Source organism: Mesorhizobium sp. NZP2234 (genome assembly GCF_013170765.1).
Lineage (GTDB): Bacteria > Pseudomonadota > Alphaproteobacteria > Rhizobiales > Rhizobiaceae > Mesorhizobium > Mesorhizobium loti_D.
The window spans coordinates 431058-454973 of record NZ_CP033364.1 but is presented as its reverse complement, the minus strand read 5'-3'; the positions used below and the strand labels follow the sequence as shown (position 1 = coordinate 454973).

Sequence of the window (23916 nt, the reverse complement as noted above, 5' to 3'; positions counted from 1 at the left end):
AGATCATTTTTATGCAGTACGACGAAATCACGGGCGGGTGCACGCATGCACCTGTCTGACGCCGCAAGCTAGCCGGGATTGCCTAAAGTGCAGTTAATCGCGCCGTTCCGGGCTGCGATGTTCGTTGGCACCGCGTCGAGATCTGGATTGTCCGTCCAGGACTCTTGCAACAGGCCGAGCAATGCTTGGCGAGTGCTTTCATTTCAGCCAATAGGCGAGAACGTCGCCGAGATCAGGTGGAAGGGCAGCGCGCCATAGGCCGCGACCGCCACCGCATCGTCCCATTGCCGGAATTGCCGGGAGGGTCGTGCCTCCAGCGTCAAGGCATGCCGTTGCCCATCAAGCGTCACCTTGCCGCGAAAATGCAGCACCCGCTCCCCGCCCGATCGGCTGATGGCCATGGCGCGCAGGCGCGCGACATGGTGGTTATCGGCATTGATCTCCATCTCGATGCGGCGCCGGACCGGTGGAACACTGATCCTGACCGTGATGTCCAGCATCATCTCGCTTACCGTTGGCGGGCAAGGTATGGCCTGTGAGAAGACCGACGGCGTCGTCGTTTCCGGCGGCTCGTTGCGAGCTGGCCTGCCGCGCCACGCCTTGGCTGGCGGCTCCTGGCGCAGCCGGCCGCTCTTGCGCCTCAGCCGCAACTGCTTGGCAAGGCCGCGCGACAGCCAGGCCAGCCTGCCGAAATCGGTCCGCGGCTTGGCCTGCAGCACGGCCGACCAGCGCGAGAGGCCGGAGCGGTCGGCCATGTCAAGCACACGCGCCAGCACCCGGTCCGGCGTCGTCACGCCTGTTTCGAGCGTCAGGTAGGAGAGCGCCACCGCCGCGGCAACGGCAAGGCCGCGCCTTGCGACAACATCGAGGAACACGTCCCAGTCGACGTCGCCGCCGCGAATGGCCACGGCGCAATCGACCAGCCAGTCGCTGTGGGTGTGGGCGTCGAGGCCGCCATGCGCGATGGCAAGCGCGATGCGGTCGGCCGGCGACGGCACCAGCACGTCGACGCCGCTGAATTCGGCGCCATCGGCCCGCCGCCAGATGGCCACGTCGTCTTCGTCGCTCCGCTGCGAGCCGTCATAGGCGAGCTGGTGCAGGTCGATGTCGCCAAGATTGCCCTTGAAGAAATTCATCGAGCGCAGCGACGCCAGTCTTGTCCGCAGATATTGCGGGCTGACGCCGGTGGCGATCTGCCAGTCGCCGTCGCGCAGCACGTCGAAGGCCGTCTGAATGTCTCGCGGCCGCACCAATATGTCGATGTCGTGCGCCACCCTGCCGCGCTGTGCCGATGCGTTCAGGGCAATGCGGCTGGCGCCCTTGATCAGCATCACCTGGCATCCCGCATCCGCCATCGCCTTCAGCGCCGGCTCGGCCTCGCGCATGGCCATGCGCGATTTGGTCCACAGCATCTTCTGCAGGCCGACGAGGCGCGGATAAGCGGAATGGCCGGCGAGCTTCCTGCCGAACCTGTCGGAGATCGCGGCCAGCAGCCGGTGCTCGCGGAACGAGACGAGATCGATATCGTTCTCGTCCAGCCAGCGTGCGGCGCAGGCGGCAGCGGCGTCCTCGTCGGCAAGGAGCGCTGCCTTGAGCAATTGGTCGAGCCCACCCGTCGGCCATGACCAGCCATAGTCCGGGAAGCGTCGCTCGATACGGCGGATATGAGCCATCAGCCCGAGCCGGCCTTGTCCCGCGCCCGCCGCAGCATGGCGAGCCGCGCGACCTGGAGATAGCCGCGGTCGCGTGCCGGATCGCGCCCGTAGGACAGGCTGCCAGGCCGGATGCGGCGCCGCGCCAGCACTTCGTCCAGCATGTCGAGGGCAAGGCCCGCTTCGCGTACCCGGGCGATCCAGTCGATCATTTCGCCCCGGCCGCCCGGCGGATCGACGATTGGCCCAACCGTCTCGGCGACCTCTCGGCGGATCATCATGGTGGTGCGCGACCAGCCGGGCACCGCCTCGGCCTCGGGCGCGTCGGGCCGGTCGTTGCGGAAATTCCGCCAGTGACAGAAAACCCCCGATGTCGTGGGAAATCTCTCCAGATGCGCGATCTGCCTCTCCATCTTGTTCGGCAGCCAGAGGTCGTCCGCGTCAAGCGTCGCGATCAACGGTGTCGACAGCGCCGCGATGCCCCTGGTCGTGGCACTGCCGGGCCCTGAATTTGCCTGGCGCAACAGGTGGATCGGCAACTCTGTTCCGCTGATCGCCGAAGCGAGATCGTCGGTCGAACCATCGTCGACGATCACCACCAGTTCAGGCCGCACCGTCTGCGCCGCGACCGAGAGCAGGGTCTCGGCAATCGTGCCGCTTGCGTTGAAGGCCGGTATGACGACGCCGTAGTTCCGCATGCTACATGAACCGCCAATTGGCGAGTTCTTTGACATCGAAGATGCCTTCGACGCCGCGCAAGGAGGGGTCGGCCTTTCGCCGTCGCATCGATTTGTGGATGGCTCGTATGAACTCCCGAAGGGATGTGTCGGCCTGCTTCGTCATGTTGCCGGGGTGACGTCTGTAATAAAGCGCCACGGTATCCGGCGTGACGAATCTGGGTCCACTTTCAAAGGTGCGCAGCAGATAGTCGGTGTCCTCCGCCTGCTGGAAGGCCTCATCGAAGCCACCCATCCGATCGACGAGCCTGCGCGAGAAAATGCCCGATGACAGATGAATTCCCCGCACCGTCATGAAATGGCTGCCGGGCTCGGGTTCCAGCCTGTCGTCGTCGATGCCGTCGACCAGCATCATGAGCGAATAGGTGAGCTCAAGACCGGGGTCGGCCTGAAAGAACGCAATATCGGCCTTGAATCGCCCGACCGGCGAGACATCGTCCGAATCGAGGAACGACACGAGCTCCGTTTCCGGTTTGAGCAGCTTGAGGCCGGCGTTGCGGGTCTTGGTCACGCCCATGTTCTCCTGCCGAAACAGGCGGATGCAGGGGTTTTCCCCCATCATCGAGCGCACGGCCTCCGCCGAGCCGTCGGTCGAGCCGTCATCGATGACGATGATGTCGAGATCGGCGGCGTCGCGCTGTCGCACCAGCGAGCGCAATGCCGAAACGACATAGCGCTCGCGGTTGTAGACAGGCATGATCACGCTCAACTTCACGAAGCAACTCGCGTCAGAAAATCCGCAATGGTGCCTGCGATCTCCCCGGGATGCGTTCCCAAGGACAGACGGTAGCTTGGCAGCAGGCGGGTGAGATCGCCGAAGAAACGGAAGCCGCTTTCGCGTTCTCCCGGCATTTGCATGATGCCCGACGGTGCCAGCGCTATCATGGCGTCCCGCCGCGACACCGGCACGATCGAACTCGCCTCGCCACCGCCGATATGTGGCACCACCAGCGCAACGATGTCCAGCGCCGGGGGGACCGGCCGGGGCGCTATGTCGACAATGTGAAAAGTGTGCTTGCCCTGCCAGTTCAAGGGGCTCTCGACTCCCAGCCGCTGCTTCAGGCCCAGCCGCGCGAAACCGCGCGCATCCTGCTTCAGCGTCGAAAACAGAGGCCGCGCGGTTACGCCACCGGCGAGATCGATCAGCACATAGTCATCGCCGACGCTGTCGAGCCCGTTGAGCAGACCGGCGGCGACGGTACCGGATTTGCCGGCGCCCCCCGCACCGGCAAGCAGCACGCCCTTGCCATTGGCACCGAGCGTGCCGGCATGGGTCAGCCGCATGCCGCGCGCCGCATATTCCCAATGCAGGAAGGCCCGCAGCGGCGCTGTCGGCTCCCAGGGCGGGAAGGCATCGGCTGACGCCATCAGCTGTACGCCAATGCGGCGCTCAGGATCGTAGACCTGCCAGAAATCCAGATCGTGAAAATAGTGGCCACGCAACCCCTCCCCGGCGAGCCGTTCGGCAAAGCCGTATTCGGTGAAATGCGCGTCGCCCCACCTTGCCGGCTCAGGGATGCCGCCGATGCCGGGATGGGCGATGAAGATGCGGCACGCCGACTGTGCGGTCAGGCCATCATGGGCCTGGACAAAGGCGTGGCCCAGCGCATCCGCGAGCACACCGGGACCGACATGCGCGGTCAGCTCCAGTTGGGGCAGGCGGACCGTCAGCGGGCCCGGATAATGTGCAAAGGCTTCTTCCGCGGCGGTGATGAGATACCGTGCGTAATCCGGCAAGGTTTCGAGCGTGACGCGCGGCATCCAGCGCCTCTATCTCGGACGCAGCCGGCTCGTCAGGATGCCTGCTTTACCGCCGGCCAGCCGAGGGGTTCCTCGACTTCGTGGATGGGATCCACGATGATCAGGTCGGCAAGGTCGTCGTGAATGCTCACATTGAGCGGTTCGTTCGTGGCGGCAAGATCGGCGGATAGTTCGCCCGGCAGCGCTTGCGCAACCTGATCTGAACGCACCAGCAACCCCATTTCGAGCAATTGCGAGATGAAGTGTTCGAGTTCCGCCGCGCCCAGTGTCGAGCCACCGACGGTCAGCCCGATCAGGGCTTCGGTGTTGACCCCGGACGAGAGCGCCTGCCAAACCCTGCTACCGGAATCGGAGAAGCCAAAATACTTGCCATTCGCAAGGTTGAGCACAACGGCCTCGCCATCGAAGGATTCGAAGACGATGTCCCTGCTCGCAACCGCATAGGTGCCGCAATCATGCGTCATTGTTGCCCCCGCTTCACAATTCCCGCCCGCCAGCGGGATCGCTTCCACTGACAACGCCTGTAAACGCTCGGTTCTTTCTTGGCAAGGCAACCGGCGCCCGCAGGGCGCCGACATTTCCGGCGATCAGTTGGAGCGCAAGCCGATCACGCCTCGATTTCGAGAGCCGATAGCGGCTTCGAGCAGCAGGCGAGGATGAAGCCGTCGTCGATCTCGTGATCGAGGATGCCGCCATTGTGGCTCATCTCGACGGCACCGGAGACTTTCTTGACCTTGCAGGTTCCGCACAGGCCGAATTCGCAGGCCGCGGGTATCCGCACGCCAGAGGCACGCGCCGTCTGCAGCACGGTCTGGCCGGCGACGCATTCGGCGTCGACGTCCGAAAACGCGAAGCGGATCGGCGTTGCGGCCTCGACGGGAACGGCCACGCCATCCTGCGACGGCGTTGCGAACGGCGCCGGGATTTCCTCCACCGCGGGTGCGGCAAAGCTCTCCTGATGGTATTTCGTCATGTCGAAGCCGGCGGCTTCCAGCATGCCGCGCACGGCGCGCATGAAAGGGTCCGGACCACAGCAGAAGATTTCGCGTTCACGGAAATCGGGCGCCAGCAATGGCAGCCGGATGGCGTCTATGCGGCCCATATGGCCATACCAGCCCTCGCGGCTTGACCGCTCCTCGATCATGAAGCCCAGCGACAAGCCCGGCATATGACTGCCGAGCAGCTCGAGCTCCTTGCGGAAAATGATCTCTTCGGCGCGACGCGCGCAATTGACGAAGCCGACATCGGTCCATGGCGCGCAGTCGTTCAGCCAGCGCAGCATCGACATCATCGGCGTCACGCCGGAACCGGCCGAGATGAACAGGTATTTGGCCGCCGGATGGCTGTGCAGCGAAAAGTCCCCGCTCGGCCCATAAGCCTTGACGTGCGAACCGGGTGTCAGGTGATCGAACATCCATCGCGTGCCGATGCTGCCGGCCTGCGCCTTGACCGTGACCGAGATCGAGAACGGCCGCGACGGTGAGGAGGACAGCGTATAGGTGCGCATCAGCGGCCCGTCCGGCGCAGGCAACTCCAGCGTCACGAACTGGCCCGGCTTGTAGCGGAACCAGGTCTGGTTGTCCGATCGGAACGTGAAGGTCTTGACGTCAGGCGCCTCGTCGCTGACGCCGATCACTTCCAGCACCTGCAGCCTGTCGTTCCAGGGCGCCATCTGATCGAGATGGCGATAGAGGCCAAGGTCGGTCATCGCATTCATCCCTCAACCTCTCAGGCGACGCTGCGCAGCGCCGGCCGGCCGCCTTCGGCGAGGCGCGGGCCGATGAAGCGGGCGTACCAGTCGACGAACTGGATCACGCCACCCTCATGCAGCTCGGAATAGGGACCGGGCTCATAGGCCGGCGACAGGATGCCAAGGGCGTTTTCCTCGACGATGCGGCGGTCCTGGTCGTTGGTCTCGGTCCACACATGGGTGAGTTCGGCAAGATCGTAATCGACGCCCTCGACCGCGTCCTTGTGGACCAGCCATTTGGTCGTCACGGCGGTTTCGGTCGCACTGATCGGCAGCACGCGGAAGGTGACGGCATGGTCGATCAGGATATGGTTCCATGTCGTCGGATAGTGATAGTGCATCAACGTGCCGATACGGTCGGCCGAGACGCTGTCGGAGAGGTTCTTCTTCACCGCCCGCTTGCCGTTCATCGTGTAGCTGACCGCATCGCGCAGCAGCGGCGCCCGCGTGGCGCGGTATTGCCCCGCCGGGTCGATGCGGAACTTGCTCGGCAGGCCGGCCGCTTCGCATTTGGCCCAGTGCGCCAGCATCTCCGGATCGCTGTCGGCGCCTTGCACGCCGGTCACGGTCGGTGCCTCCGGGAAGGTTTTGCACAGCTCCGGGTGATTGCCCGCGCAGTGATAGCACTCGCGGTTGTTTTCCCAGACGAGCTTCCAATTGCCCTTTTCGACGATGGTGCTCTCGAAGGCGATCTTTGCCTCGCTGAGCCGGTGCGGCTTGAGATAGGGTTCGATCATCGCCCGCATCGGCGCGAAGTCGGCTGGCTCCTTCGCCAGGCAGATGAAGATGTAACCGGCGACGCTTTCGCAGGCGACCGGCTTCAGCCCGAACTGGCTCTTGTCGAAGCCGTCGGCCATCTGGCGGGCAAACAGCAGGCGACCGTCGAGCTCATAGGTCCACTGGTGATAGGGACAGACCAGCTTGGCGGCCGTGCCCTTGTCCGTGTTGCAGACCCTGCTGCCGCGATGGCGGCAGGAATTGTGGAAGGCATTGATCTTGCCCTGCTGATCGCGCACCAGCACGACCGGGTAGTCGCCGATCTGCACGGTGATGAAGCTGCCGGGCTTGGGCAATTCGCAATCATGGCCGATGAAAAGCCAGTCGCGGTACCAGATCAGCTCCATGTCGAGCTTGAAATAGTCCGGGTCGGTGTAGAAGGGCTGCTCCAGCGAGAAACCCTCTCTGCGGCTGTTCAAGAGCCTCAGCATATCGTTACGCGCATCCATGTCCTGTCCTCGTGTTTAAGGACTGACTATGGTGGTGATGGAGGAAGGATCGGATGCAGTCCCGGCGAAGCGCCGGTCATGCACCATCCACCTCTTGACCGCCCACCGCGATCAGTCGAGTTTAGAAATCTCGGGCTGGTTTCCGGGCTCTGGAGTGTCCCTTCGGACGGTCGCGACACCTTCCCAGGCTTTCGCCCAGTGGTCTCCCGTTGCGACTTGAACTCCACCACCGTTGCGGGGGCAGCGCCGGACTTTGACCGGCTTCCCAATTCTCCGCCCCGTCGTCACGAAGCGGCACCTGAGATGGCCATGATCTAATCACGACAGCGAATGCGACATCGGCATGAAAGCGACATTGCATCCATGTGGCGCGACACGCCTGCGCAGCGATCGGATCGGAAACAGCGGGCACGAAACGCGTCTCGGTGACGATGGTGCCGGCTATCGAAAATCGCCCGGAATCGAAGCAGAAAAGGTTAATGGTTTCGAAAAGTGACTATTAGCAAATTCTAAAATCGAACCGAACGGTTCGTTTCTGTTGACGGTGCGTACAGCACGGTGTGAACGCTGAGCCTCCGATACATCAGGTGATCGCGGTGGTGATTTTATCTAATCGATTGATATCAAAAAGAAAAATCTTTGATCCGGAAGGCTTTGGTACAATTTCAAGTGGTGGACTCTTGGTCCACACGGAACAACTTCGTGATTGGAAACGGCCATCAGGCTTTCCCACATCGGGGCTGTCCGAACGACGCGATTTTAATCCCAAGACACGCCGCTAGACGGACGTAAAAATACTGGAGTACCAAAAATGAAAAAGATTGTTCTCACTGCCGCCGCCCTTCTGGCCATTTCCGGCAGCGCCTTCGCTGGTAGCGATCACTATGGTTCGAATGCGCCTGCAGCCACTGCTGCCGTCGACGGTTCGTACACCGCTTCGACCAAGAAGTCGGAACCGGCTGCCCAGGCGCCTGTCACGGGTGCCGATCGCAACCTCTTCGGCAACAACTAACAGTCGATTCCCGCAGGCGGTGGCACTGGCTCGCCGCCTTGGCGGAACTCGAAGAATTCAGGAGACTTGAAATGAAGAAGATGATCCTTGCTGCCGCCGCCGTTCTGGCTATCTCCGGCAGCGCTTTCGCCGGCAGCGACAACTACGGCTCCAACGGCGCCAACCAGCCCGCTGCCACTTCGGCCGACACCTCTTACACCGCGTCGATCAGGAAGTCGGAACCGGCTGCTCAGACGTCTGTCCAGGGTGCCGACCGCAATCTCTTCGGCCACTAACAGCCGATTCTCCAGGGCGGCGGGTTTGCCTGCCGCCCTGCTGAAACTTGAAATTCAGGAGACTTGAAATGAACAAGATCATCATTGCCGCCGCCGCCGTTCTGGCTCTCTCCGGCAGCGCTTTCGCCGGCAGCGACAACTACGGCTCCAATGGCGCCAACCAGCCTGCCGCGACTTCGGTCGACAACTCGCGCACGGGTTCGATCCGCAACGGCGATTCGCCCGTCTACAAGCTGCTCAATTCGTCGGGCGACGTGCAGAAGTCCGCGCCCCAGGGCGCCGACCGGAACCTCTTCGGCCACTAACAGCCAAAGTCGATCCTATAAAGAAAGCGGCGGGCCTTGCCCGCCGCTTTTTTTCTGTCGAGACGGGCTTCTAAGCCGCCTTTGCTTCCGCTTCATGCAGCGCGAAGGATCGCCCATCAGTGTCGAAGATATGCAAGTCCTCGGCATTGGCGGTCAGCCGCAGCGTCGAGCCGCGCTTGACCTCGACATTGCCCGGCAGCTTGGTCACCAGTGGCAGGTCGGCGCGGCCGATATCGACATAGACCAACTGAACCTCGCCGAGCTGCTCGACGTAGTCGACCGTTCCTTCGAACAGATAGTCCGCGCCGGTCGCGATGATCAGGTCCTCCGGCCGCACGCCGAAGCTTACAGCCGCACCCTTCGCCGAGGCCGGCGTCGTGATCGGCACCGTAGCCTTGCGCCCGCCGACATGGCTGACGACGGTCGGGCTGCCTGATTTGTCGATCGTCGCAGGCAGGATGTTCATGGCCGGCGAGCCGATGAACTGGGCGACGAACAGATTGCCGGGCTTCTTGTAGAGATCCATCGGCGTGCCGACCTGCTCTATGTGCCCGTCCTTGAGCACGACGATGCGATCGGCCAGCGTCATCGCTTCGACCTGGTCGTGGGTGACGTAGATCATGGTCGTATTGGGCATCGATTCCTTGAGCTTGGCGATCTCGATGCGCGTGGCGACGCGCAGTGCGGCGTCAAGGTTCGACAGCGGCTCGTCGAACAGGAACACTTTCGGATTGCGCACGATGGCGCGGCCGATGGCGACGCGCTGGCGCTGGCCACCCGACATCGCCTTGGGCAGCCGGTCGAGATATTTGGTCAGCTGCAGGATTTCCGCCGCCTGGCGCACGCGGCGGTCGATCTCGGCCTTGTTCTCCTTGCCGATCTTCATCGAGAACGCCATGTTGTCGTAGACGGTCATGTGCGGATAGAGCGCATAGGACTGGAACACCATGGCGATGCCGCGCTTCGACGGCGGCACGTCGTTGACCACCTCGCCGTCGATCTTGAGCTCACCCGAAGTGATTTCCTCGAGCCCGGCGATCGAGCGCAGCAAGGTCGACTTCCCGCAGCCCGACGGGCCGACGAAGACGATGAACTCGCCCGATTTGATATCGAGGTCGATGCCGTGGAGAATGTTGAGATTGCCGTAGGACTTCTTCACTTGTCTCAAATTGACATCGGCCATTGGTTTCCTCCCAGTGATCTCTCAAAAAGATTCAGTCGATGCGCCCGAACCAGGCGCCGTAACCGCCCAGTTCGATCGAACCGGTGTTCGCCTGCCCGGAAAACCCGTGTCCCGGCAAAGGTTGCAGTGATGGGCCGCCAAGGTCGACCTTGGCTGGTTTGGCGCCGAGGTTGAAGACGCAGACGACCTGCTCATTGCCCGCCCGGCGCGTGAACGCGACAATGTCGCCCTCGCTTTCGATGAAGGTGATATCGCCCTTGGCCAGCGCCGGATGGGCACGGCGGAAGGTGAGGAAGCGCCGGTAGTGTTCGAGCAGCGAACTCTGGTCGCCCTGCTGGACATTGACCGCCTGCGCCAGATGTTTTGCCGGCACCGGCAGCCAGGGCTTTGCCTGGGAGAAGCCGCCGTTCCTGGCGTTGCCATCCCACACCATGGGCGTGCGGCAGCCGTCGCGGCCCTTGAATTCCGGCCAGAAGCGGATGCCATAGGGGTCTTGCAAATCCTCGAAGCGCAATTCGGCCTCGGCGAGCCCGAGCTCCTCGCCCTGGTAGATGCAGACCGAGCCGCGCAGCGACATCAGCAATGCCGAGATGACCTTGAGATAGGCGGTCGGGTCGGCCTCATCCGCAGCCCAACGCGAGGCCGGGCGCATCACGTCATGGTTGGAAAACGCCCAGCACGACCAGCCGTCGCTGGCGACCTTGCCGAAGGCTTCCAGCACCGAACGGACCTTGGGCGCGCTGATCTTTTCCGGCGCCAGGAAGTCGAAGGAATAGCACATGTGCACGCGCTTGCCGCCGGCGGTATAGGCGGCCACGACCTCCAGCCCGCGCTGCGAATCGCCGACTTCGCCGACCGCGGCCGTCGCCGGATATTCATCCAGCAGGGCGCGGAAACGTTCGAGGAAGCCGAGGTTTTCCGGGCGGCTCTTGTCGTAAAGATGGTCCTGGTAGTTGTAGGGATTGACCGCCGGCGCTGTCTGGTCGTTGCGCTCTTCGGGCGGCAGCGGCGGATTGTTTTCCAGGCCTTGGCTGTGGAAGTAGAAATTGATCGTGTCGAGGCGGAAGCCGTCGACGCCGCGCTCCAGCCAGAAGCGGGTGACGTCGAGCAGCGCGTCCTGGACTTCGCGGTTGTGGAAGTTGAGGTCGGGCTGTTCGGCCAGGAAATTGTGCAGGTAATATTGCTGGCGGCTGGTGTCCCACTGCCACGCCGATCCGCCGAAGATCGACAGCCAGTTGTTGGGTGGCGTGCCGTCCGGCCTGGCGTCCGCCCAGACATACCAGTCCGCCTTCGGATTGGTGCGGCTCGACCGGCTTTCCTTGAACCAGGGATGGTTGTCGGCGGTGTGCGACAGCACTTCGTCGATCATCACCTTGAGGCCCAGCCGATGCGCCTCCGCCGTCAGTGCATCGAAATCGGCCAGCGTGCCGAACATCGGGTCGACGTCGCAATAGTCCGAGACGTCGTAGCCGAAATCCTTCATCGGCGATTTGAAGAAGGGCGAGATCCAGATCGCGTCCGCGCCGAGCGCGGCGATATAGGGCAGCCGCCCGATAATGCCCTTGAGATCGCCGATCCCGTCGCCGTTCGAATCCTGGTAGCTGCGCGGATAGATCTGGTAGATCACGGCCCCTCGCCACCAGTCGCGATCGACGGCAAGGTCAGGCTTCGAGCTGGCCTTCAAAGCGGATTGCATGGTTTCAGCCTCCTTTCACCGAGCCGGCAAGCAGCCCGCGGACGAAATAGCGCTGCAGCGAGAAGAAGACGATCAGCGGCACGATGATGGTGATGAAGGCCGATGTCGTCAGGATTTCCCAGTTGCCGCCGCGAGAGCCGAGCAGCGCGTTGAGCTTGGCTGTCAACACGATCTGGTCGGGTGCCGTACCGAGGAAAACCATCGCCACCAGCAGATCGTTCCATACCCACAGGAATTGGAAGATGGCGAAGGAGGCCAGCACCGGGAAGGACAGCGGCAGCACGATCTTGACGAAGATCTCGAAATCGCTGGCACCGTCGATGCGGGCCGATTCCATGATCTCGCGCGGCAGGCCGGCAATATAGCTGCGCAGCAGATAGATGGCGAAGGGCAGGCCGAAGCCGGTATGCGCCAGCCAGATGCCGAGATAGGTTTTCGACGGCACGCCGAAGAAAGCGCCGACCCCGTTGTAGAGTTTCAACAGCGGAATCAGGGACATCTGCAGCGGCACCACCAGGAGGCCGATGATGACCGCGATCAGCAGCGCACGGCCAGGAAAACGCATCCAGGCCAGCGCGTAGGCGGCAAAGGCGGCGATCAGGATCGGAATGACGGTCGCCGGGATGGTGACGGTCAGCGAATTCATGAACGAGCGGCCGATGCCTTCCGAAAACAGCACGGTGTGGTAGTTGTCGGTGGTGAACTTGGGCGGTGCCGACGAGGCATAGTAGACACGCTGGCCGCGATCGCCTTCGAACGCCTTGGGCGAGGTCATGACGAAGCTGCCGTCGGCATTGACCTGCAAGGTCACGCCGTCACCGAGGTCCGCCGATGTGCCGGCCGGATACTGTGTCGGTGCCGCCGCCTTGACGCCGAAAGCGCTGATGCTGCGCCTGGCGCCGTCGCCGAAAATGTTGCCCTCGAGGACGAACTTGCCGTCCTTCTGGGTCTGCGCGGAGGCGGCGGGCAGACGCCCGGCTTCGGTCTGGCTGGAACTGGCGAACGAATTCCACCAGCCCGAGGCAACGATCTGGTCCTTGTCGCGCAGCGAGGAGACCAGGATGCCGAGTGTCGGAATGGTCCAGATCGCCACGAAGACCAGCACCGCTATATGGACGCCGAAACGGCTGGCGAAGGAATTTCCGGTCGCGACGGCCATTTCAGTGCCCTCCCGTCTCTTTGTTCGCCTGGCGGATGTTCCAGACCATGATCGGGATGACCGCGATCATGATGATGATGGCGATTGTCGCGCCACGACCGAAATCGCCGCCGCCGCGGAACATCCAGTCGAACATCAGATTGGCCAGCACCTGGCTGTTCCACTGGCCGTTGGTCATGGTCAGCACGATGTCGAACACCTTGAGCACCAGGATGGTGATGGTGGTCCAGACAACAGCGATCGTGCCCCAGATCTGCGGCACCATGATCTTCCAGAAGATCTGGAACGGGTTGGCGCCGTCGATGACGGCGGCTTCCAGCGTCTCCTCCGGGATGCCGCGCAGCGCCGAGGACAGGATGACCATGGCAAACCCGGTCTGAATCCAGATCAGGATGATCATCAGGAAGAAATTGTTCCAGAACGGCAGCGATATCCACACCTGCGGCTGGCCGCCGAAATGCTGGATGATGGCGTTGAGCAGGCCGATCTGCACCTGGCCCTCGCCGCGATATTCGTAAATGAACTTCCAGATCACGCTGGCGCCGACGAAGGAGATGGCCAGCGGCAGGAAGATCAGGCTCTTGGCAATCGTGCCCCACCAGATCTTGTCTGTGAGCACGGCAATGATCAGCCCGAGGAAGGTGCAGGCGGCGGGCACCACTGCCAGCCACAGGATGTTGTTCAGGATTGAGTTTCGCAGATCCTGATCGCGAAGCGCCCACTCGTAGTTGGCGAAGCCGACGAAGTTCTCGCCGCCGCGGTCGCGGAAGGAGAGCCACAGTGTCGCGATCACGGGGTAGATCAGGTAGATGGTGAGAATGATCAGCGCCGGGCCGACGAACAGCCATGGCCGTATCAGGCCCTGCCGGCGCAGATTGTTGACGGCGGCCGTGCCGGAAACTCCGCGCGAGGGGAAGGTCAAGTCGAGCAGTTTGTTGGCGCCCCAGAAATAAGCGACACAGCCGCCGACGCCGATGATGATGACAAATATGGCCGAGAAAATCTGAGCCGCCATGGTCCCTCTCCCTGCGCATGATCGGCCAGGCAGTGCTGGCGATCGGATGCACCGATTTCGTTATTCGCAACAATCGAACGCGAAAGGCTTCCGGCAAGTGCTGCCGGTGAATCCGGGCCGGAGGCCCGGATTCGGTATGAGGATCAGGAAAGTCTGGATTGCACCCGAACCCGGGCTGGCTACTCGCCCGGGCTGGTCACTTGATCGCGTCCCAGCTCTTCTGGATGTCGGCGGCCACGTCCTGGGCGGATTTGCCTCCGACCAGATCGATCATGCCGGTCCAGAATGAGCCGGCGCCGATCTTGCCGGGCATCAGGTCGGAACCGTCGAAGCGAACCGTCGTCGCTCCGACCAGGATCTCGCCCTGCTTTTTCAGCGCATCGCTGCCATAGGCGTCCTTGTTGGCACCCTTGAAGGGCGTGACGAAGCTCTTCTGCGCCATCCACAATTCATGCGCGAGCGGCATTTCGAGGAACTTGATGAACTCGCGCGATGCCTTGGAATCCTTGGTGATCATGACCAATGTTCCGGCCACTTCCAGCGGCGTACCAAGCTCCGGCTTGGAGGCGTAAGGCGGATAGTTGAAGAAATCCGCATCCTGGCCGAGCTTTACACCCTCCGGGAAGAAGGAGGGGATGAACGATGCCTGATGGTGCATGTAGCACTTCGGCGGCACGGTGAAGAGGCCCTTCGGACTGTCGCGGAAGTCTGTCGCGGCCACTGCCTTGGCGCCGCCATCCACCATCTTGTCGTCGGTGGCGATCTTGCCGAAGATGTCGATGGCGTTAACCACCGCCGGATCGGTGAACGGGATCTCGTTCTTGACCCACTTGTCGTAGACCTCCGGCGGTTGCGTCCTGAGCATGATGTCCTCGACCCAGTCGGTCGCCGGCCATCCGGTCGCGCCGCCAGAGCCCAGCCCTATGCACCAGGGCTTGCCGCCGTCGGCTATGATCTTCTTTTCGAGCTCGGCCAGTTCCTCTTGCGTCTTCGGAACCTTGTAGCCGGCTTCGTTGAAATTGTCGGGCGAGTACCAGACCAGCCCCTTCACGTCGATCTTGTAGGGAAAGGCATAGAAGCCCGGCTTGCCGTCCTTGCCATTATACGTGCCGAGCTTGGCCCAGGAGTCGCCGGCGGCGTAGTTCTCTTTGATCCAGGCGGCGACGTCATCGCCCAGGGGGCTCAGGACGCCCTTGGAAGCAAGATCCTGGATCAGGCCCGGCTGTGGCAGGATGGCGATGTTTGGCGGACTGCCGGCTTGGGTGTCGATGACGATCTGCTGCTCATAGTTCTCGGAAGAGGAGTACTTCACCTCGGCGCCGGTCGCTTCGGCGAAATAATCGAGCACCGAACGGGCAAGCGCCTCGTCCTCGCCGCGCCACGGCCCGAAGATGGTCAGGGTCTCGCCCTTGAGATCGACTTTCTTCAGGTCTTCGTAATTTGCCCAATTGAAACGCTTGTCCTCGCCCGGCTTGAACTTCAGTTCGGCATGCGCGGGCGCGTTCAGGGCGAGCGTGGCAAACGCAGCACCCAGCAAAAGCATTTTCTTCATCGGTATTCCCTCCCAGTGGGTCACACACACCGGACGGAACCTCCATTCCGCCCGCCGACGCCGCAGGACTGTGACTCAGTCGCAAGGGAACCGCAACCTTTCGAAGAGTCTTCCAAAGCGCTTTGGCTTTTCTAATCTCGCCACTGAATCGACTGGAAGTCAAGAGGTTCGGTTAGCTAATCGATTTAATTTCGTTGATTCTGACATCAGAAATTGCACCGCAGCATGCTTTTTGGCAGCGCAACAGCAATTTTCTGTTTCAAACCGGTCCCGACCCCGCTTATGGTTGTGTCGATGCCCTCGCGCCTTTGTGGCACTTGGGTCGATTCAATTTAAAAGCGCTTTGAGGGAATGGAGGCCGTTGTGAACCTCAAGCAGCTCGCGCATATGCTGGCGCTTTCGCAGACCACGGTAAGCCGGGCGCTGAATGGCTACCCGGAGGTCAACGAGGAAACGCGCAGGCGCGTGATGGACGCCGCCAAGCGCCATGGCTACCGCCCCAATCCGAGCGCGCGCCGGCTGGCGACCGGCAAGTCCGGCATGATCGGCTATGTCCTGCCGACAGGTGCGGCCGTCGACATCGATCCGCATTTCGTCGAATTCCTGTCCGGCCTCGGCGATTATGCCCGCTCGCATGAGCTTGACCTTGTGCTGTCGCCGGCCGATGCCGACGACCAGGAAACCACTTATCGGCGCATCGTCGCCAACCGGCAGGTCGACGCCGTCTATATTTCGTCGCCCAGGCCGCGGGACAGCCGGGTGGCGCTGGTCAGCACGCTCGGCATTCCCTACCTGGTCCACGGCCGCAGCGAAGGCTTCGATTTCGACTATCCCTATCTCGACATCGACAATGAGGGCGCCTTCCACGAGGCGGCGCGATTGCTGGTCCAGCTCGGCCATCGGCGGCTGGCGCTGATCAATGGCGACGACCGCGAGACCTTTGCCATCCATCGCGAGCGCGGCGTGCGCCGGGCGCTCGCCGCGAGCGGGCTGACCCTCGGCGAGCGCCACGTCTGCTCGGTGGCCATGACCGAAGAAAACGGCTATCGCGCCACCAGGCGATTGCTTGAGGCGAGCGACGCGCCGACGGCGATCGCTTGCTCAAGCCTGATCATGGCGCTAGGCGTCGTGCGCGCGGTGCGCGACCTCGGCCTCACCATTCCCGGCGATGTGTCGCTGATCGCCCATGACGATGTCTTCCCCTGGCTGAAGCCGGAAAACTTTTCCGTACCGTTATCGACGACGCGCTCATCCATCCGTCTCGCCGGCGAGCGCGTCGCCGAGCGGCTGGCGGCACGGATATCGGGCCTGGAAGAAGGCGCCCGCGGCGAGGTCTGGCCGGTCGATCTGGTGGTGCGGGGCTCGGTCGCCGGTGCGCCGGCGTAGGAGATAGACCCAATCGCCCCGTGAGGCCGGCCCCTTGCGGACATCGCCGGACGATCGATTGCCGGGCCGTGGGACAATGGTCTGCCTGCGTCTGCTCTTGATTTGGCTTTTGGGGGGTGGCAACCAGTAAGCCAGAGCATCGATCATTCCTCCCAGGATGCGCCACTTGCCCCTATTCCCGTTTTCCGAAGCGGATCCAATCCGACATGCCGGTCCACCGCCGAAGACTTCGGAGGTGGTCATCGTTGGCGGCGGTATCATTGGCGTGACGACCGCTCTTTTCCTTGCGCAGCGCAACATTCCGGTGACGCTGCTGGAAAAGGGACGCGTTGCGGCCGAGCAGTCCTCCCGAAATTGGGGCTGGATTCGAAAGCAGGGGCGGGACGCGGATGAGCTGCCGATTGTTATCGAGGCGTCTCGCCTATGGCGGCAGCTGGCCGAGGAATGCGGCGAGGACATCGGTCTGAAGCAGACAGGTGTGACCTACCTGGCAAGCTCGGACAAGAAAATGGCCGGCTTCGAAGAATTCATGAAGATCGCCGCGATCCATGAACTCGACACCCGCCTCCTGGACGCGGACGAAACCGCAAAACTCATCAAGGGCATGTCGCGCAGGTTCAAGGGCGCGATGACGACGCCCTCCGACATGCGTGCGGAGCCTTGGTTGGCGGTGCCCGCGCTTGCCCGGCTTGCCGCCCGAAAAGGCGCCAGGATCGTAGAGAATTGCGCGGTGCGGACCCTCGAAATCTCAGCCGGCAGGATCAAGGGAGTGTGGACCGAAGCGGGGTACATCGAGACCTCCAGCGTGCTGGTCGCGGGCGGCGCCTGGTCATCCCTGCTCCTGGCAAGACACGGCGTGTCCGTCCCTCAGCTCAGCGTCAGGGTAACCGTGGCCGCGACGGAACCCCTGCCCGAAATCTATTCCGGTGCGGCAGCCGACGATCACATCGCGTTCAGGCGCAGACAGGATGGCGGATACACGCTCGCCCCGGGAGGCAGTAATTTGCTTTACGTCGGGCCCGACGCGTTCCGGCACGCCACCAAGTATCTTCCAGCCCTCATGGCCAACCCGTTCGGGACGCGTTACTTTCCGTTCGCTCCGTCAGGCTACCCCGACAGCTGGTCGACGCCGCGCGACTGGGCACCGGATTCCCGGAGCCCCTTCGAAAGGATGCGGGTGCTCAACCCAGCCGCCGAACGCTCCGGTCTCCGTTCGGTAGAACACAATTTCAAACACCTTTTTCCACAGTTCGAAACGGTTCGCCTGAAGGCCGGCTGGGGAGGCATGATCGACGCCATGCCCGATGTCGTCCCTGTCGTCGATCGCGTGGAGGCGGTCGGCGGTCTTTTCGTCGCGACCGGCATGAGTGGTCACGGGTTCGGTATCGGGCCAGGAATCGGGCGCGTCGTTTCCGACATGATGCAGGGAAACGAGACTGGGCATGACCTCAGCCGCTTCCGGCTGTCGCGCTTCCATGATGGAAGCGCCGTTCGATTGGGTCCGGCGCTATAGCGGATCGCGCCAAGCGTGGTCCATCGCCATGCCGGCGGCGACCGCATTCCACCCATCCCGGCCGTTGCGGATAGCCAGTGCGGGTCGCCCAGCCTTATTCCTTCGCCGCTTCGGCCGCCTGGATGTCCAGCAGTCCGTAGCCGAAATCGTTGTCGCGTCCCTTGGGGCCGAGATCCTTCGCTGTCGCCGCCAGTGCTTTCTCGATGTCGTCGGCCGAGCGGCCGGGCGCGGCATGGAGGAGATTGGCGATGGCGCCGCTCACGATCGCCGCCGCGAACGATGTGCCGGTGACGACATCGGAGCCGGCACCGCTTGGCGCCACCATTTCGACGCCGGGCGCCGAAATGAAGACGTAGGCGCCGCGATTGGCCTGCGGCATCAGAGCGTCCCTGGCGTCGGTCGCGGTCACCGCGATGACGCCGTCGAAGGCGGCCGGATAGCCATAGGGCGCCTTCGGCCCGTTATTGCCGGCGGCGGCGACCAGCACCATGCCGAGTGCCCGTGCATTGCGGCAGGCGGCGCCGAGCAGGTCGTTCTTCGGCCCGACGAAGCTCATATTGATGATGCTGACATTCTGCTCGGCCGCCCAGTCGAGTGCCGACAGGATGACGTCCATGGTCGACTTGCCGCCTTCGAAGGCACGGGCGTGGTAGATCCTGGCGCCCGGCGCCATGCCTTCGAGCGCGCCGACGCCGGCGATCAGGCCGTCGATCGAAGTACCATGGTCGCGCTTCTCGACCGGCACGTCGGGCATGGCGTCGAACTGCGCGGCGATCACGCCGGCCAGCGCCGGATTGGTGTCGTCGATGCCGGTGTCGATGACGGCAACACGAACGTTTTCGCCGCTGGCCTGTTTGGCATCGAGCGCGATGCGGTCGAAGGCATAGTTGACGATGCCGGCGGCCTGCTGCAGCGAGTAGATATGGTTGGGCTCGCGGCGCTGCGTGCGGCTGTCGGCGGCAAGCTGCGCCAGCACGACACCGACAGGGCGGCCGTCTGGAATGCCGAAACGCACCAGCGTGGTGCCGAGCAGCCGCGACTGGCGCTGCGAACGAACCTGAAGGCCGAACGAGGCGGCGATCTGCTGCACGGCGCCGGCATCGCCGTCGACGGTCACCAGCACCTCGTCGGGCACGAAATCGCCCGCCACCGCGCGCGGCGGCTGAACGGCGATGAGATCGGTGGGCGAGACGATCGCGGCCGAGATTCCCGGTTGCGCATCGGCGGGGGCGGCCGGCGGCGTACCCGGATCCTGGCGCGGTGCGGGTGTCGGCACGGGCACCGGAGTTTCGGCGGGATTGGGAAAGAGGTCGACGATCAGCGCCGGAAGAAAGACGGCGCCGGGTCGCGTCGCCCCCGAACCGTCCTTTTCGTTGTCCTTGGCGCAGTCGGCTCCTGCCGCGTTGGTGCCGTTGCGGCAGTCGATCCTTGTCTGGTCGCCGGTGCTCTTGTTGGTCTGTGCCGATGCAGGCACGGCGGCGATTGTCATCGCCGCCGCTAGGATCACCGCAAATCGAACGACCGCCTCAGCCGCCATCAACCGGTTTCCTTCCCTCGATCACAGTCTCGGTGAACGGCTGGGCAGCAATAAGGCCGAGCTGCTTGGTGTAGTCGGCTGCGTTGGCCGCGGGAATGCCGAGCCGGAACACGCCATCGGCGGTCGGTCCGCCAATGACCTTCAACCCGCTGCTGCCGAGAAAGCCCGAAATATCGGACATCCTCGCATCCGGTTTGAACTTGACCAGCGCGAACGGCATTTTCGCCAGGTCATCTTCGGCGCCGGCGATCTCGAAATCCTTGCCCTTGCCGCCGGGCTGCACCAGGGACTGCACCGCAATCAGGGCCAGCAAGACGGCGGCCGTGGCCCAGGCGACACCGACCGGCACCGCCATGAACCGCCCCCAGGCCTGCGCCAGCCAGGAGGAGCCTGCCGGTGCCCGTGCCGGTCCCGCTTCGGCATCGAGTGCCCTGGCGAAGCGGCTGAGCGCATCGGCCGGCGGACGGATCGCCTCATTGGCGGCCGATATGCTGGAGAATTCGGCCTCGGCCTCGCCAAGGGCTGCCATTGCCGCCGGATCCGTCGCCAGCCATTCTTCGACGGCTTCCAGCTCCGAGCCTTCCAGCGAGCCGTTCAGATAGAACGGCAGCAGCGTTTCCATTTCGTCGCGGCGCGACATTTTCTCAGCGGCGCTCATGGCCACCCCCTGTCGTAACCGGCGGCCTTGAGGGCCTCTCCGAGTTTCCTGCGGGCGTAGAACATCCGAGTCTTGACGGTCGCGACCGGGATGCCGAGCACCTCGCCGATATCGGTCACCGATTGTCCGTGATAATAGGCAAGGTCGATCACCGTGCGGTGCTCTTCGGGCAAGGCATCGACAAAGCGGCGCAAGGCGGCGGCCTTGTCCTCCTTCATCGTGACGACCTCCGGCGTGTCGGCGCCGTCGGGCACCGCGGCGGCGGCCTCGTCGTCGATCCAGTCTTCCTTCTTCTTGCGCAGCAAGGACAGCGCCTTGAACCGGGCGATGCCGAGCAGCCATGTCGAGACTTCGGAGCGCCCCTCGAAGCCTGGCGCCTGGCGCCACAATTCGAGGAAGACTTCGTTCGCGATATCGTCAGCCATCATTTCCGATCCCGTCTGGCGCGCCACGAAGCGGTAGACCCGCGCATGGTGGCGCATGAACAGGAGCCGCACGGCGGCACGGTCGCCCTTCGCGACCCGGTCGACAAGCGCGCGATCGGTATCCGTCGCTGCCGTCATGGCCGGTCGAGCCGCCTGGCTCCTGCCTGCTCTGTCGCTGATCGGCCCAAAAAGGTTCATCCTCCGCCAAGGAATTCGCGGAGGCTAACCGAACTATGGGGATGTTGCCAGAGCATCCCTTCTCTCCCGTCACTATACGGGGAGTTGAGGAGTGGCCCGCGCAGCGGGCGAAAAGCCAACTGCTTGGCTTTTCGAACGACGAACGCCGGCAGGCGGATGAGGGCGGCGCCGACGTCCCCTTCACATTACCCCAAAAAGGGCTTCGCCTTCATCGTCGCCGGCACCGGCACGCCCAGCCGGCTCAGCACGGTCGGCGCCAGCTGCAGCTGATCGAGCAGCGTGTCGCCCTCGGGGCCCTTCGCCGGACCGAAATAATACAGCGCGAAATCCTGCATTTCGTCGTCATGGCCGCCATGGTGGCCACGGTCGGTCTGGCCGTGGTCGGCGGTGACCATGACCTCGTAACCGGCTTCGATCCAGCCAGGCAGGAAGGCTGCCAGCATGCCGTCCATCGCATAGACGGCATGGTCCATCTCGTGGCAGTCGTGGCCGAAGCGATGGCCCATCGAGTCCAGCGTGCATGTGTGCAGGATGCCGTAGTCGATGCCGTGGCGTTTCGTCAGCATGGTCAGCGTCGCGAACAGGTCGACGTCGCTCGGCGTCATCTGGTTTCGGGCATTATAGCCGGTCATGGTATGGAACCGGCCATGCGTGATCGGACCACCCGGCTCGTCATATTCCATGTCCTCGACCAGGTCGAACGGATAGGACCGGAAGAATTCCGACCAGTAGGAATGCGTCACCGCGCCGGTCTTGCCGCCGGCCTTGCTGACTTCCGAGAAGATGTCGGGCTGCGCGACCCGGAAGCGGTTCTCGTTGGAAAGAATGCCATGCACCTGCGGCGACACGCCGGTGTGGATGGAAGCATAGCAGCAGGCCGAGGTCGACGGCAGCACCGAGCGCATCTTCCAGACCCGTGCCTCGCCCGATTGCACCCAGCCCTCGAGATTGCCCATCAGCCGGCGCCAGTTCCTGTAGGGAACACCATCGAGGATGATCAGCAGAAGTTTGGATTTGAGCGCCATGGGCAGCTCCATCAGGTTTGGTAGTTGAAATGGGAACGCCGTGTGCCGTTTCGGGCACACGGCGTTCTTACACGTGAATCGGAAAGGCAGGGTTCAGCTAGGCGTTGAGCCAGCACTCGCCAAGCGCGTAGCCATCCATCATTTCGCCGATAGGGCTCTTGGCAAAGCCGCTGATCTTGTTGCTGGCGGCGGCATCGATGAACTGGTTGAAGAACGGGACGATCAGGCCGCCTTCGTCGCGCATCAGCACCGCCATGTCGTGGTAGATCGCCTTGCGCTTGGCCTGGTCGAGTTCACCGCGCGCCGCAAACAGCATCTTGTCGAATTCCGGCCGCTTGAAGCGGGTGTCGTTCCAGTCGGCGGTCGAAACGTAACCGGTGGAATACATCTGGTCCTGCGTGGCGCGCCCACCCCAGTAGGAGAGCGAGAAGGGCTGCTTGTTCCAGACCTCCGACCAGTAGCCGTCGCCCGGCTCGCGCTTGATCTCGATCTTGATGCCGGCCTTGGCGGCGCTCTGCTGGTAGAGCTGGGCCGCGTCAACGGCGCCGGGGAAGGCGACGTCGGAGGTGCGCAGCAGGATGGAGCCGCTGTGGCCCGACTTCTTGTAGAGCGCCGCCGCCTTTTCCGGATCGAACTTGCGCTGCTCGATGTCGGTGGAAAACAGCGGGTAGGCTTCATTGATCGGAAAGTCATTGCCGACCGAGCCGTAGCCGCGCAGGATCTTTTCCAGCAATTCATCACGGTCCATGGCGAGCTTGAGCGCCATGCGAAGGTCATTGTTGTCGAACGGCGCCGTATCGCAGAACATGTTGAACGGATAGTAGCCCTTGCCCGACACGTTCTCGATGGTGACGCCCGGGATGCGCTTGACCAGGTCGACGACCTTTGGCTCGACGCGGTTGATCATGTGCACCTGGCCGCCCTGCAGCGCGGCCAGCCGCGCCGTGGCGTCATTGATGACGACGATCTCGATCTGGTCGGCATGGCCCAGCTTGTCGCCTTGCCAGTAGTTGGCGAAGCGCTCGCCGCCATGGCGCACGCCTGGCTGGTTGACGGTGACCTTGTAGGGGCCGGCGCTGATGCCGGCATTCGGATTGTCCTTGCCGCCATTCGGCTGGATGACGAGATGGTAGTCGGCCATGAGGTAGGGGAAGTCGGCGTCCGCATCGCCGAGCGTGACGATGACTTCCTTGCCGCTCGCCTTGACGCCCTTGATGTTCTTGAGGATGCCGAGCGCGCCGGACTTGGACTTCTCGTCGGCATGGCGCTCGATCGTGGCGGCGATGTCTTCCGCGGCCACCGTCTTGCCATTGTGGAACTCGATGCCGTCACGCACCTTGATCGTCCAGGTCTTGGCGTCCTTGGAAGCGCCGATCTCCTCGGCAATCATGTTGGTCAGGCTGTTGTCCGGCATCAGCCGGACCAGATATTCGCCCCACTGCTTGCCGAAGCTGTAGGTGACCTGGCTGAGGTTCAGCGCGGGATCGAGGCTGTTGGTCGATTCACCGCCCTGCAGGCCGGCCTTGAGGATGCCGCCCTTGATCGGCGTCTGTGCGAAGGCTTTCCCGGCCAGCGTCGTTGCCAGCGCCGCCGACACACCCAGCGCCGCGGTGCGGCCAAGGAAGTCGCGACGTGATATCCAGCCCTGGCCGGCGAGCTCAGCGAGATGGTCGAGTTCAGTCTTCATGTCCTACCCCTTGTTGAAAATAAAGTCACACCGGCGGCGCCTGTCCGGAAGGACGTGTGGCGCCCTAGTGTTGCATGCTGATGACGATGGTCGCTCCCCGGCCAGTCGCTTCAGCCTATCCCTTTGTTTGTTTAGCGCAATCCCGGGCGGAAAACCCGCTCGCC

23 protein-coding genes and 1 riboswitch are annotated in these 23916 nt (G+C 63.2%); of the genes, 6 read left to right on the top strand and 17 right to left on the bottom strand.

Going from position 1 to position 23916, the window contains the following annotated elements:
- Positions 1-203 precede the first annotated feature (203 nt).
- From EB230_RS02040 to EB230_RS02010, 7 genes are all read right to left on the bottom strand, one after another.
- A complete protein-coding gene (locus EB230_RS02040; protein WP_172371167.1) occupies positions 204-1673 on the bottom strand; it encodes a nucleotidyltransferase family protein in 1470 nt (489 codons plus the stop codon).
- Positions 1673-2350, bottom strand: a complete 678-nt coding sequence (locus tag EB230_RS02035) for a glycosyltransferase family A protein (RefSeq protein ID WP_056569069.1) — start codon at positions 2348-2350, stop codon at positions 1673-1675. Before EB230_RS02035 ends, EB230_RS02040 begins: the two co-directional genes overlap by 1 nt.
- Position 2351: 1 nt before the next feature.
- Positions 2352-3104 (bottom strand): glycosyltransferase family A protein, encoded by a 753-nt coding sequence (locus EB230_RS02030; RefSeq protein WP_172371165.1) that lies wholly within the window; start codon positions 3102-3104, stop codon positions 2352-2354.
- Positions 3101-4150: a hypothetical protein gene (locus EB230_RS02025; RefSeq protein ID WP_056569075.1), complete on the bottom strand. Its 1050-nt coding sequence runs from the start codon at positions 4148-4150 to the stop codon at positions 3101-3103. Before EB230_RS02025 ends, EB230_RS02030 begins: the two co-directional genes overlap by 4 nt.
- A 32-nt stretch (positions 4151-4182) precedes the next feature.
- Positions 4183-4662 carry a PqqD family protein gene (locus tag EB230_RS02020; RefSeq protein ID WP_246738897.1) on the bottom strand — a complete coding sequence of 160 codons (480 nt, stop codon included), beginning with the start codon at positions 4660-4662 and terminating at the stop codon, positions 4183-4185.
- A 95-nt stretch (positions 4663-4757) separates the two neighbouring features.
- Positions 4758-5858, bottom strand: coding sequence for a hybrid-cluster NAD(P)-dependent oxidoreductase (locus EB230_RS02015; RefSeq protein ID WP_081295051.1), 1101 nt, complete (start codon positions 5856-5858; stop codon positions 4758-4760).
- A 20-nt stretch (positions 5859-5878) separates the two neighbouring features.
- Positions 5879-7126, bottom strand: a complete 1248-nt coding sequence (locus tag EB230_RS02010) for an aromatic ring-hydroxylating dioxygenase subunit alpha (RefSeq protein ID WP_056569084.1) — start codon at positions 7124-7126, stop codon at positions 5879-5881.
- A 115-nt stretch (positions 7127-7241) separates the two neighbouring features.
- A riboswitch (cobalamin riboswitch) is annotated at positions 7242-7443 on the bottom strand.
- Positions 7444-7469: 26 nt separating this feature from the next.
- Between EB230_RS02010 and EB230_RS02005 the strand changes: the two genes are divergently transcribed.
- From EB230_RS02005 to EB230_RS01990, 4 genes are all read left to right on the top strand, one after another.
- Positions 7470-7622 (top strand): hypothetical protein, encoded by a 153-nt coding sequence (locus EB230_RS02005; RefSeq protein WP_155772467.1) that lies wholly within the window; start codon positions 7470-7472, stop codon positions 7620-7622.
- Between the two features lie 315 nt (positions 7623-7937).
- Positions 7938-8138, top strand: coding sequence for a DUF680 domain-containing protein (locus tag EB230_RS02000; RefSeq protein ID WP_056569087.1), 201 nt, complete (start codon positions 7938-7940; stop codon positions 8136-8138).
- A gap of 71 nt (positions 8139-8209) precedes the next feature.
- Positions 8210-8413 carry a DUF680 domain-containing protein gene (locus EB230_RS01995; RefSeq protein ID WP_056569089.1) on the top strand — a complete coding sequence of 68 codons (204 nt, stop codon included), beginning with the start codon at positions 8210-8212 and terminating at the stop codon, positions 8411-8413.
- Positions 8414-8481: 68 nt separating this feature from the next.
- Positions 8482-8718, top strand: a complete 237-nt coding sequence (locus tag EB230_RS01990; protein ID WP_056569092.1) for a DUF680 domain-containing protein — start codon at positions 8482-8484, stop codon at positions 8716-8718.
- Positions 8719-8788: 70 nt separating this feature from the next.
- Here EB230_RS01990 and ugpC read toward each other — a convergent pair whose 3' ends face one another.
- The 5 genes from ugpC to EB230_RS01965 all read right to left on the bottom strand — a co-directional run bounded on the left by ugpC (position 8789) and on the right by EB230_RS01965 (position 15323).
- Positions 8789-9901, bottom strand: coding sequence for a sn-glycerol-3-phosphate ABC transporter ATP-binding protein UgpC (ugpC, locus tag EB230_RS01985; protein WP_056569096.1), 1113 nt, complete (start codon positions 9899-9901; stop codon positions 8789-8791).
- A 31-nt stretch (positions 9902-9932) separates the two neighbouring features.
- Entirely contained in the window at positions 9933-11597 is a 1665-nt protein-coding gene (locus EB230_RS01980) for an alpha-glucosidase family protein (RefSeq protein ID WP_172371163.1), read from the bottom strand.
- A gap of 4 nt (positions 11598-11601) precedes the next feature.
- Positions 11602-12756: a carbohydrate ABC transporter permease gene (locus EB230_RS01975; RefSeq protein WP_056569102.1), complete on the bottom strand. Its 1155-nt coding sequence runs from the start codon at positions 12754-12756 to the stop codon at positions 11602-11604.
- Position 12757: 1 nt separating this feature from the next.
- The gene (locus EB230_RS01970) at positions 12758-13771 is read right to left on the bottom strand and encodes a sugar ABC transporter permease (protein ID WP_056569104.1); all 1014 of its coding nucleotides are present in this window, start codon (positions 13769-13771) and stop codon (positions 12758-12760) included.
- Positions 13772-13967: 196 nt separating this feature from the next.
- Complete coding sequence (locus tag EB230_RS01965; protein ID WP_172371162.1) at positions 13968-15323, bottom strand: ABC transporter substrate-binding protein; 1356 nt, start codon at positions 15321-15323, stop codon at positions 13968-13970.
- A 363-nt stretch (positions 15324-15686) separates the two neighbouring features.
- Between EB230_RS01965 and EB230_RS01960 the strand changes: the two genes are divergently transcribed.
- Together EB230_RS01960 and EB230_RS01955 are read left to right on the top strand one after the other, a co-directional pair.
- The gene (locus tag EB230_RS01960) at positions 15687-16709 is read left to right on the top strand and encodes a substrate-binding domain-containing protein (protein WP_065005532.1); all 1023 of its coding nucleotides are present in this window, start codon (positions 15687-15689) and stop codon (positions 16707-16709) included.
- A gap of 166 nt (positions 16710-16875) precedes the next feature.
- Positions 16876-18222 (top strand): FAD-binding oxidoreductase, encoded by a 1347-nt coding sequence (locus EB230_RS01955; RefSeq protein ID WP_172371161.1) that lies wholly within the window; start codon positions 16876-16878, stop codon positions 18220-18222.
- 94 nt (positions 18223-18316) lie between these two features.
- Here the strand turns inward: EB230_RS01955 and EB230_RS01950 are convergent, their stop codons facing one another.
- The 5 genes from EB230_RS01950 to EB230_RS01930 form a co-directional block, all read right to left on the bottom strand.
- Entirely contained in the window at positions 18317-19759 is a 1443-nt protein-coding gene (locus EB230_RS01950; protein ID WP_172371160.1) for a S8 family serine peptidase, read from the bottom strand.
- On the bottom strand, positions 19749-20417 hold the full coding sequence (locus EB230_RS01945) for an anti-sigma factor (RefSeq protein WP_172371159.1): 669 nt from the start codon (positions 20415-20417) through the stop codon (positions 19749-19751). The genes EB230_RS01950 and EB230_RS01945 overlap by 11 nt, the downstream gene beginning before the upstream one ends.
- Positions 20414-20980, bottom strand: a complete 567-nt coding sequence (locus tag EB230_RS01940) for a sigma-70 family RNA polymerase sigma factor (RefSeq protein WP_056570318.1) — start codon at positions 20978-20980, stop codon at positions 20414-20416. Before EB230_RS01940 ends, EB230_RS01945 begins: the two co-directional genes overlap by 4 nt.
- A gap of 245 nt (positions 20981-21225) precedes the next feature.
- Positions 21226-22065, bottom strand: coding sequence for an alkaline phosphatase family protein (locus tag EB230_RS01935; protein ID WP_172371158.1), 840 nt, complete (start codon positions 22063-22065; stop codon positions 21226-21228).
- Between the two features lie 97 nt (positions 22066-22162).
- Entirely contained in the window at positions 22163-23752 is a 1590-nt protein-coding gene (locus EB230_RS01930) for an ABC transporter substrate-binding protein (protein ID WP_172371157.1), read from the bottom strand.
- Positions 23753-23916: the final 164 nt, after the last annotated feature.

Bases quoted from the DNA above. Each gene is read 5' to 3' on its own strand.
- EB230_RS02040 (WP_172371167.1), bottom strand. From the start codon at position 1,673: ATGGCTCATATCCGCCGTATCGAGCGACGCTTCCCGGACTATGGCTGG.
- EB230_RS02035 (WP_056569069.1), bottom strand. From the start codon at position 2,350: ATGCGGAACTACGGCGTCGTCATACCGGCCTTCAACGCAAGCGGCACG.
- EB230_RS02025 (WP_056569075.1), bottom strand. From the start codon at position 4,150: ATGCCGCGCGTCACGCTCGAAACCTTGCCGGATTACGCACGGTATCTC.
- EB230_RS02015 (WP_081295051.1), bottom strand. From the start codon at position 5,858: ATGACCGACCTTGGCCTCTATCGCCATCTCGATCAGATGGCGCCCTGG.
- EB230_RS02010 (WP_056569084.1), bottom strand. From the start codon at position 7,126: ATGGATGCGCGTAACGATATGCTGAGGCTCTTGAACAGCCGCAGAGAG.
- EB230_RS02005 (WP_155772467.1), top strand. From the start codon at position 7,470: ATGAAAGCGACATTGCATCCATGTGGCGCGACACGCCTGCGCAGCGAT.
- EB230_RS02000 (WP_056569087.1), top strand. From the start codon at position 7,938: ATGAAAAAGATTGTTCTCACTGCCGCCGCCCTTCTGGCCATTTCCGGC.
- EB230_RS01995 (WP_056569089.1), top strand. From the start codon at position 8,210: ATGAAGAAGATGATCCTTGCTGCCGCCGCCGTTCTGGCTATCTCCGGC.
- EB230_RS01990 (WP_056569092.1), top strand. From the start codon at position 8,482: ATGAACAAGATCATCATTGCCGCCGCCGCCGTTCTGGCTCTCTCCGGC.
- ugpC (WP_056569096.1), bottom strand. From the start codon at position 9,901: ATGGCCGATGTCAATTTGAGACAAGTGAAGAAGTCCTACGGCAATCTC.
- EB230_RS01980 (WP_172371163.1), bottom strand. From the start codon at position 11,597: ATGCAATCCGCTTTGAAGGCCAGCTCGAAGCCTGACCTTGCCGTCGAT.
- EB230_RS01975 (WP_056569102.1), bottom strand. From the start codon at position 12,756: ATGGCCGTCGCGACCGGAAATTCCTTCGCCAGCCGTTTCGGCGTCCAT.
- EB230_RS01970 (WP_056569104.1), bottom strand. From the start codon at position 13,771: ATGGCGGCTCAGATTTTCTCGGCCATATTTGTCATCATCATCGGCGTC.
- EB230_RS01965 (WP_172371162.1), bottom strand. From the start codon at position 15,323: ATGAAGAAAATGCTTTTGCTGGGTGCTGCGTTTGCCACGCTCGCCCTG.
- EB230_RS01950 (WP_172371160.1), bottom strand. From the start codon at position 19,759: ATGGCGGCTGAGGCGGTCGTTCGATTTGCGGTGATCCTAGCGGCGGCG.
- EB230_RS01945 (WP_172371159.1), bottom strand. From the start codon at position 20,417: ATGAGCGCCGCTGAGAAAATGTCGCGCCGCGACGAAATGGAAACGCTG.
- EB230_RS01940 (WP_056570318.1), bottom strand. From the start codon at position 20,980: ATGACGGCAGCGACGGATACCGATCGCGCGCTTGTCGACCGGGTCGCG.
- EB230_RS01935 (WP_172371158.1), bottom strand. From the start codon at position 22,065: ATGGCGCTCAAATCCAAACTTCTGCTGATCATCCTCGATGGTGTTCCC.
- EB230_RS01930 (WP_172371157.1), bottom strand. From the start codon at position 23,752: ATGAAGACTGAACTCGACCATCTCGCTGAGCTCGCCGGCCAGGGCTGG.